The sequence below is a fragment of the Mycobacterium sherrisii genome (assembly GCF_002102355.1).
Taxonomy (GTDB): domain Bacteria; phylum Actinomycetota; class Actinomycetes; order Mycobacteriales; family Mycobacteriaceae; genus Mycobacterium; species Mycobacterium sherrisii.
In genome coordinates, this window is the sequence record NZ_LQPT01000093.1 from 76629 (window position 1) to 92636 (window position 16008).

At 69.2% G+C, this 16008-nt stretch carries 15 protein-coding genes and 1 pseudogene; 9 read left to right on the top strand and 7 right to left on the bottom strand.

What is annotated here, in order from left to right; all coding sequences use genetic code 11:
* Positions 1–74 precede the first annotated feature (74 nt).
* Positions 75–1181 carry a D-alanine--D-alanine ligase family protein gene (locus AWC25_RS19265; RefSeq protein ID WP_084229118.1) on the top strand — a complete coding sequence of 369 codons (1107 nt, stop codon included), beginning with the start codon at positions 75–77 and terminating at the stop codon, positions 1179–1181.
* On the opposite strand, the gene AWC25_RS19270 is transcribed toward AWC25_RS19265, so the two are convergent.
* Entirely contained in the window at positions 1178–1765 is a 588-nt protein-coding gene (locus AWC25_RS19270; protein ID WP_069398573.1) for a DUF3515 domain-containing protein, read from the bottom strand. The genes AWC25_RS19265 and AWC25_RS19270 overlap by 4 nt on opposite strands.
* Positions 1766–1979: 214 nt before the next feature.
* Between AWC25_RS19270 and AWC25_RS19275 the strand changes: the two genes are divergently transcribed.
* Both AWC25_RS19275 and AWC25_RS19280 read left to right on the top strand, forming a co-directional pair.
* Positions 1980–2951 carry a thiamine-phosphate kinase gene (locus tag AWC25_RS19275; protein ID WP_069398713.1) on the top strand — a complete coding sequence of 324 codons (972 nt, stop codon included), beginning with the start codon at positions 1980–1982 and terminating at the stop codon, positions 2949–2951.
* 39 nt (positions 2952–2990) lie between these two features.
* Positions 2991–3674: a uracil-DNA glycosylase gene (locus AWC25_RS19280; protein WP_069398574.1), complete on the top strand. Its 684-nt coding sequence runs from the start codon at positions 2991–2993 to the stop codon at positions 3672–3674.
* 7 nt (positions 3675–3681) lie between these two features.
* Here AWC25_RS19280 and AWC25_RS19285 read toward each other — a convergent pair whose 3' ends face one another.
* The 3 genes and pseudogenes from AWC25_RS19285 to AWC25_RS19295 all read right to left on the bottom strand — a co-directional run bounded on the left by AWC25_RS19285 (position 3682) and on the right by AWC25_RS19295 (position 6290).
* On the bottom strand, positions 3682–4512 hold the full coding sequence (locus AWC25_RS19285) for an oxidoreductase (protein ID WP_085167284.1): 831 nt from the start codon (positions 4510–4512) through the stop codon (positions 3682–3684).
* Between the two features lie 32 nt (positions 4513–4544).
* Positions 4545–5764 (bottom strand): annotated as a pseudogene (locus AWC25_RS27765) (hypothetical protein).
* Positions 5765–5846: 82 nt separating this feature from the next.
* Complete coding sequence (locus tag AWC25_RS19295) at positions 5847–6290, bottom strand: nuclear transport factor 2 family protein (RefSeq protein WP_085167285.1); 444 nt, start codon at positions 6288–6290, stop codon at positions 5847–5849.
* Positions 6291–6386: 96 nt separating this feature from the next.
* Here AWC25_RS19295 and AWC25_RS19300 point away from each other — a divergent pair, with 96 nt between their 5' ends.
* Together AWC25_RS19300 and AWC25_RS19305 are read left to right on the top strand one after the other, a co-directional pair.
* Entirely contained in the window at positions 6387–7277 is an 891-nt protein-coding gene (locus AWC25_RS19300; RefSeq protein WP_085167286.1) for an SDR family NAD(P)-dependent oxidoreductase, read from the top strand.
* 2 nt (positions 7278–7279) lie between these two features.
* Positions 7280–8101 (top strand): mycofactocin-coupled SDR family oxidoreductase, encoded by an 822-nt coding sequence (locus AWC25_RS19305; RefSeq protein WP_085167287.1) that lies wholly within the window; start codon positions 7280–7282, stop codon positions 8099–8101.
* A 13-nt stretch (positions 8102–8114) separates the two neighbouring features.
* Here AWC25_RS19305 and rpmB read toward each other — a convergent pair whose 3' ends face one another.
* On the bottom strand, positions 8115–8309 hold the full coding sequence (rpmB, locus tag AWC25_RS19310) for a 50S ribosomal protein L28 (RefSeq protein ID WP_085167288.1): 195 nt from the start codon (positions 8307–8309) through the stop codon (positions 8115–8117).
* A 215-nt stretch (positions 8310–8524) separates the two neighbouring features.
* Between rpmB and AWC25_RS19315 the strand changes: the two genes are divergently transcribed.
* Genes AWC25_RS19315 through AWC25_RS19325 form a run of 3 tightly spaced genes read left to right on the top strand, consistent with a single transcriptional unit; the run spans position 8525 to position 13127 of the window.
* A complete protein-coding gene (locus AWC25_RS19315) occupies positions 8525–10195 on the top strand; it encodes a DAK2 domain-containing protein (RefSeq protein ID WP_069398579.1) in 1671 nt (556 codons plus the stop codon).
* A 2-nt stretch (positions 10196–10197) separates the two neighbouring features.
* Entirely contained in the window at positions 10198–12417 is a 2220-nt protein-coding gene (recG, locus tag AWC25_RS19320) for an ATP-dependent DNA helicase RecG (RefSeq protein ID WP_085167289.1), read from the top strand.
* Positions 12414–13127, top strand: coding sequence for an HNH endonuclease family protein (locus tag AWC25_RS19325; RefSeq protein WP_069398581.1), 714 nt, complete (start codon positions 12414–12416; stop codon positions 13125–13127). The genes recG and AWC25_RS19325 overlap by 4 nt, the downstream gene beginning before the upstream one ends.
* A gap of 10 nt (positions 13128–13137) precedes the next feature.
* On the opposite strand, the gene AWC25_RS19330 is transcribed toward AWC25_RS19325, so the two are convergent.
* Positions 13138–13983 (bottom strand): aldo/keto reductase, encoded by an 846-nt coding sequence (locus AWC25_RS19330; protein ID WP_169717150.1) that lies wholly within the window; start codon positions 13981–13983, stop codon positions 13138–13140.
* A gap of 6 nt (positions 13984–13989) precedes the next feature.
* Positions 13990–14871 carry an aldo/keto reductase gene (locus tag AWC25_RS19335; protein ID WP_085167290.1) on the bottom strand — a complete coding sequence of 294 codons (882 nt, stop codon included), beginning with the start codon at positions 14869–14871 and terminating at the stop codon, positions 13990–13992.
* Between AWC25_RS19335 and AWC25_RS19340 the strand changes: the two genes are divergently transcribed.
* Positions 14870–15988 (top strand): alpha/beta hydrolase, encoded by a 1119-nt coding sequence (locus AWC25_RS19340; RefSeq protein ID WP_069398584.1) that lies wholly within the window; start codon positions 14870–14872, stop codon positions 15986–15988. The two genes, AWC25_RS19335 and AWC25_RS19340, sit on opposite strands and share 2 nt — an antisense overlap.
* Positions 15989–16008: the final 20 nt, after the last annotated feature.

A 16008-nucleotide genomic window follows, 5' to 3' on the forward strand; every position in this document is an offset into this window, starting at 1 on the left:
GCCCGGCCGGTGTGCGGCTCACCCGGTAGCCTCTTTAGGTTGTGAACGCCGGCGACGGGACGAGCGGGTCCCCTGTGTCACCCGAACGGGTGCGCGTGGCGATCGTGTTCGGCGGGCGCAGCAACGAGCATGCGATCTCGTGCGTGTCCGCGGGCAGCATCTTGCGCAACCTCGACCCGCAGCGGTTCGACGTCGTCGCGATCGGCATCACCCCCGAAGGCTCGTGGGTACTCACCGACGGCGATCCGGATGCATTGGCGATCACCAACCGGCAACTGCCCGGGGTGACGGTGGAGTCGGGGACCGAGTTGGCGTTGCCGGCCGACCCGCGACGCAGCGGCCAGTTGGTGTCCCTGTCGACCGGTGCCGGCGAAGTGCTGGGCTCGGTCGACGTGGTGTTCCCCGTGCTGCACGGTCCTTACGGCGAGGACGGCACCATCCAAGGCCTGCTCGAACTGGCGGGGGTGCCCTACGTCGGCGCCGGCGTGCTGTCCAGCGCGGTGGGAATGGACAAGGAGTTCACCAAGAAGCTGCTGGCCGCCGCCGGACTTCCGGTCGGGGCGCACGCCGTGCTGCGCCCGTCGCAACCGACGCTGGCCCCACCGGAGTGCGAACGGCTCGGCCTGCCCGTGTTCGTCAAACCCGCGCGCGGCGGTTCCTCGATCGGCGTCAACCGGGTGACGAACTGGGACGAGCTGGCCGCCGCGGTCGCCGACGCCCGCCGGCACGATCCGAAGGTGATCGTCGAGGCCGCGATCAACGGACGCGAGCTGGAGTGTGGCGTGCTCGAAATGCCGGACGGCACAATAGAAGCCAGCACGGTCGGAGAGATCCGGGTGGCGGGGGTGCGCGGCCGCGAGGACGGCTTCTACGATTTCGCGACCAAATACCTTGACGACGCAGCCGAATTGGATGTGCCCGCCAAGGTCGACGACGACATCGCCGACGCGGTACGGCAATTGGCGATCCGCGCGTTCCACGCCATCGACTGCCAGGGCCTGGCCCGCGTCGACTTTTTCCTGACCGACGACGGACCGGTGATCAACGAGGTCAACACGATGCCCGGGTTCACCACGATCTCGATGTTCCCGAGGATGTGGGCGGCCAGCGGCGTGGACTATCCCACCCTGCTGGCGACGATGGTCGAAACGGCGTTGGCCCGGGGCGTGGGCCTGCGCTAGGGCTGCGCCGCGGGAGCGGGATCGATGGGTACCGCCGTGAGGGTGCGGGCGACGACCTCGGAAAGCTGCTGAATCGGCGTCGGCCCGGACCCCGTCGGCAATGTGAGCGCCAGATAGACCGGCCGGTCGACGGTGTACCAGGTGGATCTGCCTGCGTCACCGGCGGATTGCTCTTCGCCGGCCACTTCGAACCACTGCACCTGATCGACCACCTGAATCGGGGACCCCACCACGAAACCGATGGGACGCTCGAGGCCGCAGCGCAGCACCACGGGCTCGGTGTCGGGCTTGGCGCGCCAGGCCGTTGCACCCTCGGGCGCCGGTTGGGCCAGCGGTGCCCGCTGGTAATCGCCGAGCCGGTCCGGGAGCACCGCGGCCAGCGCCCGACATGCGGGACTGCCGGCCTGCGGCGCCTGGACACCGGGGAGAGCGACCGGTTGCGGTGGTGCCTGACGGGTGGCCGCGATCCCCAGGACGACGCCGACCGCCACCACCGCGATCACCACCGCGGCGATCAGCATGCCGCGCGGGGGTCCACCCAGATCGCCGGTGCCGGCTACGTCGTCGGTATCCGAAGTCGCCATCCTCGCCCGTCGTCGACACAGCGCGCCGAAGACCGGCCACCTCCCCTCTTTGTTTTTCCTCGCATTCGCGCTTTCTCGGGCCGCACGCGGCCCGCATCGCCACGGCGCTCTACACTGGCGCGGTCCGCTCGCGCGGGCAGGGACCAAACTTACCGCAGGTCGGGCCGCCGGACGAGGGGGCCGACGGGCACCGGACGCGGCAGAGGAGGTGGACATGCCCGACGAGGTGGTCGGCGCGCCGCCGTCCACATTGGGGCGGCTGGGCGAGTTCGCCGTCATCGACCGGCTGGTGCGCGGTCGGCGACAGCCCGATGCCGTGCTGGTGGGACCCGGCGACGATGCGGCGGTGCTGACCGTCGGCGACGGCCGCGCGCTGGTGTCGACCGACATGTTGGTGGCCGGCCGGCATTTTCGGCTGGACTGGTCGACACCGCACGACGTCGGCCGCAAGGCCATCGCACAAAACGCCGCCGACGTCGAGGCGATGGGCGGCCGGGCCACGGCGTTCGTGGTCGGCTTCGGCGCGCCCGCAGACACGCCGACCGCGCAAGTGGAAGCGCTGGCCGACGGAATGTGGCAAGAGGCAACGCGAGTCGGCGCCGGCATCGCCGGCGGTGACCTGGTCAGTTCGCCGCAGTGGGTGCTCTCGGTCACGGTGCTGGGCGACCTGGCCGGCCGGGCCCCGGTGCTGCGTTCCGGTGCCCAGCCCGGGGCCGTGCTCGCGGTCGCCGGTGAGCTGGGGCGTTCGGCTGCGGGATATGCGTTGTGGCACAAGGGTATTAGCGGGTTCGAGCCGTTGCGGTCGCGTCATCTGGTGCCGGAACCGCCGTATGGTCAGGGCGCGGTGGCCGCCGCGCACGGCGCGCAAGCGATGATCGACGTCTCCGACGGCCTGGTCGCCGACCTGCGGCACGTCGCGGAGGCGTCGGGTGTGGGTATCGACCTATCCACGGCGGCCCTGGACCCCGACCGCGAGGCGCTGCGCGCGGCCGCCGCCGCCGTGGCCGAGGACCCCTTCTCGTGGGTGCTGGGCGGTGGCGAAGATCACGCTCTGGCGGCATGTTTCGCGGGTCCGCCGCCGCCGGGCTGGCGCGTGATCGGGCGGGTGCTCGACGGCCCGGCCCGGGTGTTGGTCGACGGCGCGCCGTGGCAGGGATACCCGGGCTGGCAGTCGTTCCAGGATTGACGTGCTTTTTAATAACAACGTGACCGACACGGTGGTGGGATGACTGCGCGTCCGTTACCCGAACTCGTGGAGCCCGGCTGGGCGGCGGCGCTGGAACCGGTCGCCGACCAGGTGACCCGGATGGGGCAGTTCCTGCGAGAGGAAATCGCCGCGGGCCGCCGCTACCTGCCCGCCGGACCGAACGTCCTGCGCGCCTTCACCTTTCCGTTTGATCAGGTGCGGGTGCTGATCGTCGGCCAGGATCCCTACCCGACCCCCGGGCACGCGGTGGGCCTGAGCTTCTCGGTGGCTCCCGATGTGCATCCGCTGCCGCGGAGCCTGTCCAACATCTTCGACGAGTATTCAACCGACCTGGGCCACCCGCGACCCAGCTGCGGCGATTTGACGCCGTGGGCGCAGCGCGGGGTGCTGCTGCTGAACAGGGTCCTTACGGTGCGGCCGAGCAATCCCGCCTCGCATCGCGGCAAGGGTTGGGAAGCGGTCACCGAGTGCGCCATCCGCGCGCTGGTGGCCCGGTCCCGGCCGCTGGTGGCCATCCTGTGGGGCCGCGATGCGTCGACGCTCAAACCCATTCTGGCCGAGGGGAATTGTGTCGCGATCGAGTCGCCGCACCCGTCGCCCCTATCCGCCTCGCGCGGCTTCTTCGGCTCGCGCCCGTTCAGCCGCGCCAACGAGTTGCTCACCGGGATGGGTGCCGAACCGATCGACTGGCGATTGCCCTGAGCGGTGCCTAGACGTCCGGGAAGTCGACGTCTTTGGTGACGGCCTTCCACTCCTCGATCGACGCCGACATCGCGGAGATCTTGTCCCGCACGGCTTTCAGCACGTCGCGGCCCAGCAGCAGCCGCAGCGGCGGATCATCGAGCGTGGTGATCATCAGCACCGCCGCCGCCACCTTTTTGGGGTCGCCCGGCAGCTGGTCGGCGAACTGCTTGATCAAATCCTTGCGCGCCGCGACCTCGACGTAATCGGGGATCGGGCGGCCCGATTCCTTCATCGACCGGGTGGCCCAGTCGGTGCGGAAGGCGCCCGGCTCGATGGCGGTCACCTTGATACCCAACGGACGCACCTCGGTCGCCAGCGCCTCGGTGAGCGCCTCGAGCGCGAACTTGGTCGACGAATAGTAGGCGTTGGGCGGGTTGGCCACCAGCCCGGTCATCGAGGAGATGTTGACGATGTGTCCCGACCTGCGGGCGCGCATCTCGGGCAATACCGCCTTGATCATGTCGACCGCCCCGAAGTAGTTGACGTCGAACAGCTTTCGCACCTCGGCGTCCTCGCCCTCCTCGACCGAGGACAGGTAACCGTGGCCGGCGTTGTTGACCAGGACGTCGATCCCGCCGAACGCGTCGTGCGCCGCCGACACCGCGGCCGCGATCTGGGCCGCGTCGGTTACGTCGAGCCCCACGGTCAGGGCGTGGTCGCCGAATTCGTCGGCGAGATCGGCCACCGTCTCGGGCCGCCGCGCGGTCACCACCGTGCGATGGCCCGCTTGCAAAGCGGCACGGGCGATTTCGCGGCCGAAGCCGGTGGAGCATCCGGTGATCAGCCAGCGCGACATCGCTAGCTGGTCCCTTCCGGTAGCCGGCGCAGTTAGGCCGCGCGTCGACGGGCCAGTTCAGTTGCCCGCTGCGGGGCGGTGACCCGCGGCAGGTGTGGCACCTCCCGGTCCAGATCGTCGAGCTCGATGACCCGGCCGCGCGCGCCGAGACCTGCGCGGGGACCGGACTCGCCGAACTCCGCCATCCGCAGCGTCAGGATGGCCTCGGCCAGGCCGTCGGAGTCGATCCAATTCGCCCCGCCCGGGTCCACCGGGGAGATCACGTAGGTGTAGGTGCCGTCGTCGTTGGCCACCGATTGCGCCTTGTTCAGGCTGCCGGTGCGGTCGACAAGATCGAGCGTGGTGCCCCAGATGTTGCTCAGCGGAACCGTGAAGTACTCCGCGCCACCGTCGTTGACGTCGACGACGAACGCCTCGCCCGGCCCGAGGTCCACGCGTCCCATCACGTAAACCTGGTTGCGCATCGCTCCCGCTTTGTCGGCCGACCAGGCCAGGTCGAAGTGGTTGGCCGGCATCTTGTACACGCCGTGGCTGAGCTTGCCGGTGAAGTTCGCGAAGTGTGCCATCATCGCCGCGGTGGCCTCGGCCTGCTCGTCGAGCGTGCGCGCCGGCCGCATCGTCGACGTCGTGGCGCCGAGTCGTTGTCCTCAAGGTAATTGGGGTCGTCGCGGTCCCAGTCCAGCAGCACGTCGCGGATGTAGAACTCGTGCGCCGCCGGTGAGCTCCGCACGTGGTTCGGGCGGCCGTCGGCGGGTGCGGAGTCGACGGTGATGGTGAAGCTGCCGTCGGACTCGACGTGCATGGTGCGGCCGTTGAGCACGGCGACGGTGCCCATGTTCGCGTCCCAGAGCGTGAAGTAGTTCTCGGTCATGCGGTGCGTGCCGACCCGGCCGTGGATTTCGTAGCGTTCGTCGCCGCAGATCGGGATGACCCGGTACACGCTGTCGGGATTGTCGATGCCCCAACGTGATCCGGGGACCTGACGGCCTGACACCGGATGCGCCAGCCGGGTGATGCAGCTGACCTTGGGCCGCAGCTTGTCCTGGTTGCACGACCATATCGCCGCCGAGAACATCACCTCGGCGAACGCGTCGTCGAACCGTTCGCGCATGGCGGCGGAGGCCCGGGCCCGGCTCAGCCAGGTCCCGGCGACGCTGCGATAGGTGGACTTGACGGTGGGGTGCTCGATCAGGTCGAGGGCGGCCAGTTCCTGTTCGTGTTGGGCGGCCGTCGCGACGGGGTGTTCAACCATCAGCCGCTCCTATATTCGTCCGAAAATGTTGGGGCACAAAGCAAACCGGTCGCAGGCCTACGCGCAACATGCCGAAACCCGGTCAGAACTTCAGGTGCCGGCTGACGTCGCCGACCTGATCGACGAACATGGTGCGGCTGTCGAACCACCAGGCGCCGTCGACGCGGTGAAAGGTGTCCCGGTAATGCCCGGTGACGATCACCTGCAGGGGCAGGTCCGGGGTTGCTTGCGTGACACAGTAATACGACGTGCTGCGCGCGGTGCCCGCGTCCTCGTCGATGAACAGCTGCACGTTGGTGGTGTGGTGCCGGGTCTTGGGCGTGCCGTCGTCGTAGAACCGGGTGGCCATTTCGTACATCTGCCGCACCCGCGCCGGTCCCTCGAACACCGTCTCCGGCGGTCCGTCGGCCACGCCGCAGATGCGGCCGTGGGTGAAAAGGCCGGCCACCGCGTCCAGATCGCCGCCGTCGAGGAACTCGGCGTAGGTGTAGATCAGGTTGGTGATTTCTCGTGCGCTGTCGCTCATGCCAAGCCATCCCGGATCAACTCGTCGGCCGTGTCGCAGACCATGTTGGCAGAACTGACCCGACTTACATAGAACCGCCCATTACTGTTAGTCGCCGTGGCCATTCCGTGGACGCCGAGCCGGCTCGGCAACCTGACCGGCAAACGGGTCGTCGTGACCGGGGCGACCAGCGGCGTCGGGCTGGGCACCGCCCGGGCGCTGGCCGCGGCCGGCGCGCACGTGGTGCTGGCCGTGCGCAACACCGACCTGGGTAAGCAGCGCGCGGCCGACATGCGCGGCCCCACGTCGGTGCTCAAGCTCGATCTGTCGGATCTGGCGTCGGTGCGGGCGTTTCCCGATCAGCTCGACGGCGACATCGACATCTTGATCAACAATGCCGGCACGCTCACCGACCGGCGCACCGAGACCGTCGACGGCTTCGAGACGACCCTGGGCACCAACCTGCTGGGGCCATTCGCCTTGACCAATCTGCTGCGCCCGAGGGTGCGTTCGCAGATCATCATCGTCGGCTCCGACGCCCACAAATCGGCCGTCCTGCACCTCGACGACATGCACCTGCGCCGCACCAAGTGGACGCGGCTGGGCAGCTACGCGTCCTCGAAGTTCGCGGTCATGTTGTGGGGGCTGGAACTGGACCGCAGGCTGCGCGCCGCCGGGTCGACGATCGTCAGCCAACTGACCCACCCCGGATGGGTGGCCTCCAACCTGTCACACGTCGGGCAGACCCCGCTGCTGTCGCTGGCCCACAGGGCCGTCACGGTGGTGGCCGACCGGTTCGCCAACGACATCGACGAAGGCGCGGCGCCCACCTTGTACTGCATCAGCGAACCGGTGCCGCCGGGCAGCTTCGTCGGCGTCAGCGGCCGGCTCGGCCTGCGCGGTGGCCCGGTGCTGGCCGGGCGTTCGGCGCTGGCATGCGACTACGACACGGCCGCCCGCCTGGTGGCCTTCGCCGAAGAACAGACCGGCACGCAGCTGGAGGTATAGCCATGGGCGAACTCGACAACACCGTCGCCGTCATCACCGGCGCGGCCCGCGGGCAGGGCCGCAGCCACGCGGTGGCGCTCGCCGAACAGGGCGCCGACATCATCGCGGTGGACATCTGCGCCGACATCGACGCGATTCCCTATCCGCTGGGGACCAAAGCGGACCTCGAGGAGACGGCGCGACTGGTCGAAGCGACCGGCCGCAGGGCGGCACCCGTCGTCGCCGACGTTCGCGACCTGCAGCAGTTGGCGGCCGCGGTGCGCGGCGGCATCGACGAGCTCGGCGACATCGACATCGTCGTCGCCAACGCCGGGGTGGTGGCGATCGGCAACGACGAGACGGACAACGAGCCGGTGTTCACCTCGATCGTCGACACCAACCTCAAGGGGGTCTGGCACACGCTGCTGGCGACGGTGCCGTCGATGGTCCGCAAGGGGCGCGGCGGATCGATCGTGATGGTCAGCTCGTCACAGGGCCTGACCGGCCGCGGCGGTGACGGCAGCGCGGCGATGTTCGGCTATGCCGCGTCCAAGCACGGTGTGGTGGGGCTGATGCGGTCGGCGGCCAATGCCTATGCGCCGCATAAGATTCGGGTCAACTCGGTACATCCGGCCGGGGTTGCGACACCGATGATCATCAACGACTTCGTGGTCAGCCGGATGCTGGAGAACCCGAATCCGGCGGTGGCCCAGATGTTGCTGCCCGATGTGCCGCTGGTCGAGGCGCAGGACGTGACGGAAGCCGTGCTGTGGCTGGTCAGTCCCCGGGCACGCTATGTGACCGGGGTGTCGATACCCGTGGATGCCGGGCACATCGTGATGTAGGCGAGTGGCCGGGCTAGCCCCTGACGACCTTGCCGACCTTGATGCAGGACGTGCACGCGTTGACCCGCTTCTTGTTGCCGCCCGGGCGGGCCGCCACGTGCACGGTCTGAACGTTGGGGTCCCAGCGCCGGCTGGTGCGCCGGTGGGAGTGCGACACCGACTTGCCGAAGCCGGGGCCTTTCCCGCAGATTTCGCACACAGCGGCCATCGTTCTAGCTCCTCAAATGTTCGGGGATCCGGCACGGTCAGCTCGCGCGCCGGAACGGCCCAGGTTACCCGGGCCGGTCCAGGATACCGACAGGGGTGGGCAACCTCCAAAACGCTGCACAACCGACGGTCGGCTGAACTCCGACACTGTCGCGGCCGCTGGCTAGGCTCAATAGACCGTCGGCTGGCTCGAATCGTTCGAGGAGGTGGGGTCACGTGGGCAATCCGGATCGTCTGCTGGATGCGCCGGCTCTGCGGGACTGGGCGCACACCGCCGTCTCCGACCTGATCACCCACATCGACGAGATCAACCGCCTCAATGTGTTCCCGGTCGCCGATTCCGATACCGGTGCGAACATGCTGTTCACGATGCGTTCCGCGCTGGCCGAGGCCAATGCGGGGATCGGCGCCGACGGCGGGCCCGGCTGCGTGGCCCGGACCGCGTCAGCCCTCTCGGTGGGCGCCCTCAACGGCGCGCGCGGCAACTCCGGGGTGATCCTGTCGCAAATCCTGCGCGGCATCGCCGACGTCACCGCGACGGCGGCCGCCGAATCCGGCGGCGAACTTGCGCACCTGGACGCCGCGTTGCTCGGCGCGGCGCTGCAGCGCGGGGTCGAGCTGGTGATCGCCTCGATGGGTGGTGAGGAGGTTCCGGGCACCATCGTCTCGGTGTTGCGGGCCGCCGCGCAGGCCGTCGAGGGATGCGCCGACGACGGCTTGGCCGCTGCGGTGACGGCCGCCGGCGACGCGGCGGTCGTCGCCCTGGAGAAGACCCCCGAGCAGCTCGAAGTGCTGGCCGACGCGGGTGCCGTGGACGCCGGCGGCCGCGGCCTGCTGGTCCTGCTGGATGCGTTGCGCTCGACGGTCACCGCGCCGCCGCCGGTCCGCACGGTCTATGAGCCCTCGCCGCGGGCGCAACCGGCCGACCGGCCCGCGCCGCAGTTCGAGGTGATGTACGCGCTGTCCGGGTGCGATGCACGCACCGCGGACCGATTGCGGCAGCGGCTCGAGGAGCTGGGTGAATCGGTGGCGATCGCCACCGATTCGGCCGCGTCGTCCAGTAGCTACTCGGTGCACGTGCATACCGACGACGCCGGCGCGGCGGTGGAAGCGGGTTTGGCGGCCGGGCAACCGAGCCGAATCGTGATCTCCGTGCTGAGTTCGGGGGCCGTCGGGCTGCCGGTGGGCAGCTGGACCCGGGAGCGGGCGGTGGTGGCCGTGGTGGACGGCGACGGCGCGGCCGCGCTGTTCGCCGGCGAGGGCGCTCATGTGCTGCGACTGGATCGGCGGGGCAGCGACCAGGCCACGACCGTCAGCGCCCACCAGCTGATGCGGGCGGTGGTCGACACCGGGGCCGCCCAGGTGATGGTGCTGCCCAACGGGTATGTGGCCGCCGAGGAGCTGGTCGCCGGCTGCACCGCGGCCATCGGCTGGGGCATCGACGTGGTGCCGATACCGACGGGGTCGATGGTGCAGGGCCTGGCCGCGCTGGCCGTGCACGAAACGGACCGCCAGGCCGTCGACGATGGCTACACGATGGCCCGCGCGGCCGGCAGCGCCCGCTGCGGTTCGGTGCGCGTCGCCACCGAGAGCGCGCTGACCTGGGCCGGCCGCTGCCAGCCGGGCGACGGCCTGGGTATTGCCGGCGACGAGGTGCTCATCGTCGCCGACGACGTGACCCGGGCGGCGATCGGGCTATTGGACCTGCTGCTGGCCTCCGGTGGTGATCTGGTGACCGTGCTGGTCGGCGCCGGCCTGGACGCGGCGGCCGGCGCGGCGGTGACCGACGTGCTGCAGGAGCACGTGCACGATCACCATCCGGGCACCGAGCTGGTGACCTACCGCACCGGGCATCGCGGCGACGCCCTGCTGATCGGGGTCGAGTAGCCGTGGTGTCCCTGCGTGATCGGCTGGACTACGTGCTGGGCGCCAAGGCCGCCGACCCCCTCGACGAGGTGTTCGGCATCCGCACCGTCGACGACCTGCTGCGCCACTACCCGCGCAGCTACTCCGAGGGCGCCGCGCGCTGGGACAGCGACGACGACCGCCCGGAAACGGGCCAGCACATCACCCTCGTCGACACGATCACCGACACCCACACGTTCCCGATGAAGAAGAACCCGAAGCGCAAATGCCTGCGCATCACCGTGGGCTCCGGGCGTCACAAGGTGACCGCGACGTTCTTCAACGCCGACTACCTCAGCAAGGACCTGATCAAGGGCGCCAAGGTGATGCTCGCCGGCGAGGTCGGATACTTCCGGAACGTCATGCAGCTGACCCACCCGGACTTTCTCCTGCTCGACGCGCCGGGGCGGCGCAACCGCGGCAGCAAGGCACTCAAATCCATCGCCGACGCCTCGCAGGCCGTCAGCGGCGAGGTGTTGATGTCGGAGTTCGAGCGTCGTTTCTTCCCGATCTATCCGGCCAGCACCAAACTGCAGAGCTGGGACATCTTCGCCTGCGTGCGTCAAGTGCTCGACGTCCTCGAGCCCGTCGAGGATCCGCTGCCCGCCGAGCTGATCGCCGCCCACGGCCTGATCTCCGAAGACCAGGCGCTGCGCGCCATCCATCTGGCCGAGGACGAGGCGGACCGCCGCCGCGCGCGGGAACGGCTGAGTTTCGACGAAGCCGTCGGCCTGCAGTGGGCGCTGGTCTCGCGCCGGCACGGCGAGCTGTCCCAGTCCGGGCCCCCGGCGCCGCCCCGGCCCGCTGGACTGGTCGCAGAACTGTTGCAGCGCTTGCCTTTTGAGCTGACCGAGGGGCAACGTGCAACGCTCGCGGTGCTTTCCGACGGGCTCGCAGCGACCCGGCCGATGAACCGGCTGCTGCAGGGCGAGGTCGGCTCCGGCAAGACGATCATCGCGGTGCTGGCGATGCTGCAGATGGTCGACGCGGGCTACCAGTGCGCGATGTTGGCGCCCACTGAAGTCCTTGCCGCACAACATCTGCGGTCGATCACCGACGTGCTCGGCCCGCTGGCCATGGCCGGCCAGCTGGGCGGGGCGGATAACGCGACCCGGGCCGCGCTGCTGACCGGATCGATGTCCACCGCGCAGAAAAACCAGGTCCGCGCGGACATCGCGAGCGGCCAGGTCGGCATCGTCATCGGCACGCACGCGCTGCTGCAGGATTCGGTGGAGTTTCACAATCTGGGCATGGTGGTGGTCGACGAGCAGCACCGCTTCGGGGTGGAGCAACGAGACCAGTTGCGGACCAAGGCTCCTGCGGGCATCACACCCCACCTGCTGGTGATGACGGCGACGCCGATCCCGCGCACGGTCGCGCTGACGGTCTACGGCGACCTGGAAACCTCGACGCTGCGCGAGCTGCCGCGCGGGCGCCAGCCGATCACCAGCAACGTCATCTTCGTCAAGGACAAACCAGCCTGGCTGGACCGCGCCTGGCAGCGCATCCGCGAGGAGGTCGCGGCCGGCCGGCAGGCCTACGTGGTGGCGCCCCGCATCGACGAGTCCGACGAGTCGGAGAAGGGTGGCGACGGCGCGCGGCCGACGGAAACCGCCGAGGGGCTGTTCGCCCGGCTGCGCTCCGGCGAGCTGGCGACGGTGCGCCTGGGACTGATGCATGGCCGATTGCCCGCCGAGGAGAAGGACGCCGCGATGGCGGCCTTCCGGACCGGGCAGATCGATGTGCTGGTGTGCACCACCGTCATCGAGGTCGGCGTCGACGTTCCCAACGCGACGGTGATGCTGGTGCTGGACGCCGACCGGTTCGGGATCAGCCAGCTGCATCAGCTGCGCGGCCGTATCGGCCGCGGCGAGCATCCGAGCCTGTGCCTGCTGGCCACCTGGAGCTCACCGGGCTCGCCGGCCGGCCGGCGGCTGCGCGCCGTCGCCGAGACCCTGGACGGTTTCGCCCTCGCCGAGCTGGACCTCAAGGAGCGCCGCGAAGGAGATGTGTTGGGCCGCAACCAGTCCGGGCGGGCGATCGCGCTGCGGCTGCTGTCGCTGGCCGACCACCTGGCCTACATCGAAGCCGCGCGCGAGTACTGCACCACGGCCTACGAGCACAGCAGCGACCGCCCCGGATTGGATTTGCTGGCAGCACAATTCACCAACACCGACCGTATCGAATACTTGGACAAGTCGTGACCCGCCGAACGCTGCTGTGGTTGTCGCTGGCCGCGGTGCTCGCGGTGCTGGTCGCCTATCAGACGCTGGATGCCACGGCGGCCAGACACGCCGAGATCACCGCCCGGGCCGACGTGCCCACGGTCGCGCCCGGCATCGACGTGCTGGCCGGTGTCGCGGTACTGCCACAGCGAACACACCGCTACGACTACCGCCGGGCGGCCTTCGGCGACGCCTGGGACGACGACAACGACGCTCCGGGCGGGCACAACGGCTGCGACACCCGCGACGACATCCTCGACCGCGACCTGGTCGACAAGACCTATGTGTCGATCAAGCGATGTCCCACCGCCGTGGCCACCGGCATCCTGCACGACCCGTACACCAACACCACCATCGACTTCCGGCGCGGCGCCAAGATCGGGGAATCGGTGCAGATCGACCACATCGTCCCGCTCGCCTACGCCTGGGACATGGGCGCTTTCGGCTGGCCGGACTCGCAACGACGGCGCTTCGGCAACGACCCGGCCAACCTGCTGGCCGTCCAGGGCCAGGCCAACCAGGACAAGGGCGACCAGCCACCGGCGCTGTGGATGCCGCCGAACAAGGCGTTCGCCTGCCAATACGCGGTGCAGTTCATCGCCGTACTGCGCGGCTATCAGTTACCCGTGGACCAGCCGTCGGCGGAGGTGTTGCGGCGGGCCGCGGCGACCTGCCCGACGGGAGGATGACGCACGCCGCTCAGGTGCCCTCGTAGGTGTCCGGGTCCGGGCGCAGCCGGGTGCCGTCGTGCAGCGCGTTGATCGCGTCCATGTGCTCGGCGGCCAGTTCGAAGTCGAACACGTCCAGGTTTTTGGCGATGTGTTCGGCCGAGGCCGACCGGAAGACGACCGAATTACCCAGTTGCACGTTCCACCGCAGCAGCACCTGCGCGGGGGTCTTGTCGTATTCACCGGCCACCGAGGTCACCGTCGGGTTGTCCATCAGCTTGCCCAGCGCCAGCGGCGTGTAGGACTGCGTCACGACATTGTGCTGAGCGTTCACCTTGCGCATGTCGGCCTGGTTGAGCAGCGGGTGCAGCTCGATCTGGTTGACCGCCGGGGTGGTGAAGACCAGGTCGATGACCATCTCCAGGTACTCCTGGGTGAAGTTGGAGACACCGATCGAGCGGGTGTGTCCCTTCCCGCGCGCTTGCAGCAGCCCGCCGAAGGAGTCGACGTACTTGCCCAATGCCGGGGCCGGCCAGTGGATCAGGTAGAGATCGACGTAGTCCAGGCCCAGCCGCTGCACGCTGGCCACGCAGGCGTCCTCGGCGCCCTTGAAGCCCTGGTCGGCGGTGGCCAGCTTGCTGGTCACGAAGATCTCCGCGCGGGGGATCCCGGAGGCGGCGATGGCGCGGCCGACGGCGGCCTCGTTGCCGTACGCCGCGGCGGTGTCGATCAGTCGGCAGCCGACCTCCAGCGCCGCGGTGACGGCGCGCTCGGTTTCCTCTTCTGACAAATCCGCGACACCGAGGCCGAGCACCGGCATCGTGTTTTCGTCATTGAGAGCAATCGAGGGTACGGCGGCGCTCGAGTCGCCAGTCAACGTCATTCACCTACCTGTGAAACTGAAGGTTTTCGGATCCGGGCCAAGCCGAGTTCCGTCGTCGAGCGAGGAAATCGACGCCATTTCATCGGCGCTCAGTTCGAAATCGAACACGTCGAAGTTACTCGCAATCCGTGCAGGGTTCACCGACTTAGGGATCACGATATTACCGAGCTGTATATGCCACCTAATCAACACCTGGGCCGGTGTTCGTCCCAAACCTTCGGCGACGGCGGTGACGCCGGGGTGCGTCAGCAGCGCGCCCTGGCCCAGTGGCGCCCACGCCTCGGTCGCGATCCCGTGCTGCGCGTGGACTTTCCGCAATTCCGCTTGGGAGAACCGCGGATGCAATTCGACCTGATTGACCGCGGGCACCATGCCGGTGGCATCGATGAGCACCATCAGGTGCTCGGGCTCGAAATTGCTGACTCCGATCGAGCGGATGCGGCCCTGATCGCGCAGGTGGGCGAAAGCCTTGAACGTCTCGACGAACTTTCCCAGCGCGGGAACCGGCCAATGGATCAGGTACAGGTCGAGATAGTCCAGCCCGAGCCGGTCCATGCTGGCGTCGAATGCGGCCAGCGTGCTGTCGTAACCCTGGTCCGCGTTCCACAGTTTGGTCACCACGTAGAGTTGATCGCGCGGCACGCCGGAATTGGCAATCGCACGGCCGGTCTCTCGTTCATTGCGGTAGGCGGCGGCGGTGTCGATATGCCGGTAGCCGCTGCGTAGCGCGGCACTCACCACCTGCTCGGTCTCCGCCGGGGGAACCTGGAAGACGCCGAGCCCTACGGTGGGGATCGCACGACCGTCGTTGAGTGTGACTATCTTCTGGGCAGGGTTCTGGGCAGGGTTTTGTTCAGAGTTTCGTTCGAGGGGACCGGACATGACACAGAGTCTGCCAGGCGCACCGGAGGTGGGTCTTGGAGCGCGGCGCGGATCGACCCGCTGGGCCGACCGCGTGCAGGACGCAGTGACCACGGTCGGTGTCAAGGCGATTCCGTGGATTCCGACCCCGGCCAAGCGGGTGATGTTCGCCGGCCGGGCGATCATCATCGACGGCAACACCCTGGATCCCACCCTGCAGCTGATGCTGTCCGGACTGCGGCTCGGCGGCATCGACGGGTTGGTCGTCGACAGCGACCCGGCGGCCTCGCGGACGCAACTGCGCCAGTCAATGCTGGCGCTGCCCGGCCCGCAGATTCACGTCACGGTCGACGAGCTGACGCTGCCCGGGCCCGCCGGCCCGATTCCGGCGCGGCACTACCGTCCCGCCAGCGGCGTGGCCACCGACCTGCTGGTCTTCTACCACGGCGGCGGCTGGGTGCTGGGCGACCTCGACACCGCCGACGCGCTGTGCCGGCTCACCAGCCGCGACGCCGGGGTGCACGTGCTTTCGGTCGGTTATCGGCTGGCTCCCGAGCATCCGGCACCGGCCGGCCTCGACGACGCCTATGCGGCGTATCGGTGGGCGTGCGAGCACGCCGCCGAACTCGGCGCGGTGCCCGGACGGGTCGCGGTCGGCGGCGACAGCGCCGGCGGCAACCTGGCCGCCGTGGTGTGCCAGCTCGCCCGTGACGAGGGCGGCCCGGCGCCGCTGCTGCAGTGGCTGATGTACCCGCGGACCGACTTCACCGCCTACACCCGGTCGCTGAGCCTGTTCGTCCGCGGCTTCTTACTGACCAAGCGCGACATCGACTGGTTCTCCGACCAATACCTGAAGGGCACCGGCATCGACCTGACGGATCCCCGGGTGTCGCCGGCGTACGCCGAGTCGCTGTCCGGGCTGGCGCCCGCGCTGATCGCCGTCGCCGGGTTCGACCCGCTGCGCGACGAGGGACAGCGCTACGCGGCAGCGTTACAGGAGGCCGGCACTCCGGTTGACCTGCGCTACCTCGGTTCGCTGACGCACGGATTCGCCAGCCTGTTCCAGCTCGGCGGCGACAGCGCGGCCGCGACCAGCGATCTGATCTCGGCGCTGCGTGCTCACCTGAGCCGGGCCTGATCCGCCCGGGGCCCCGCGCC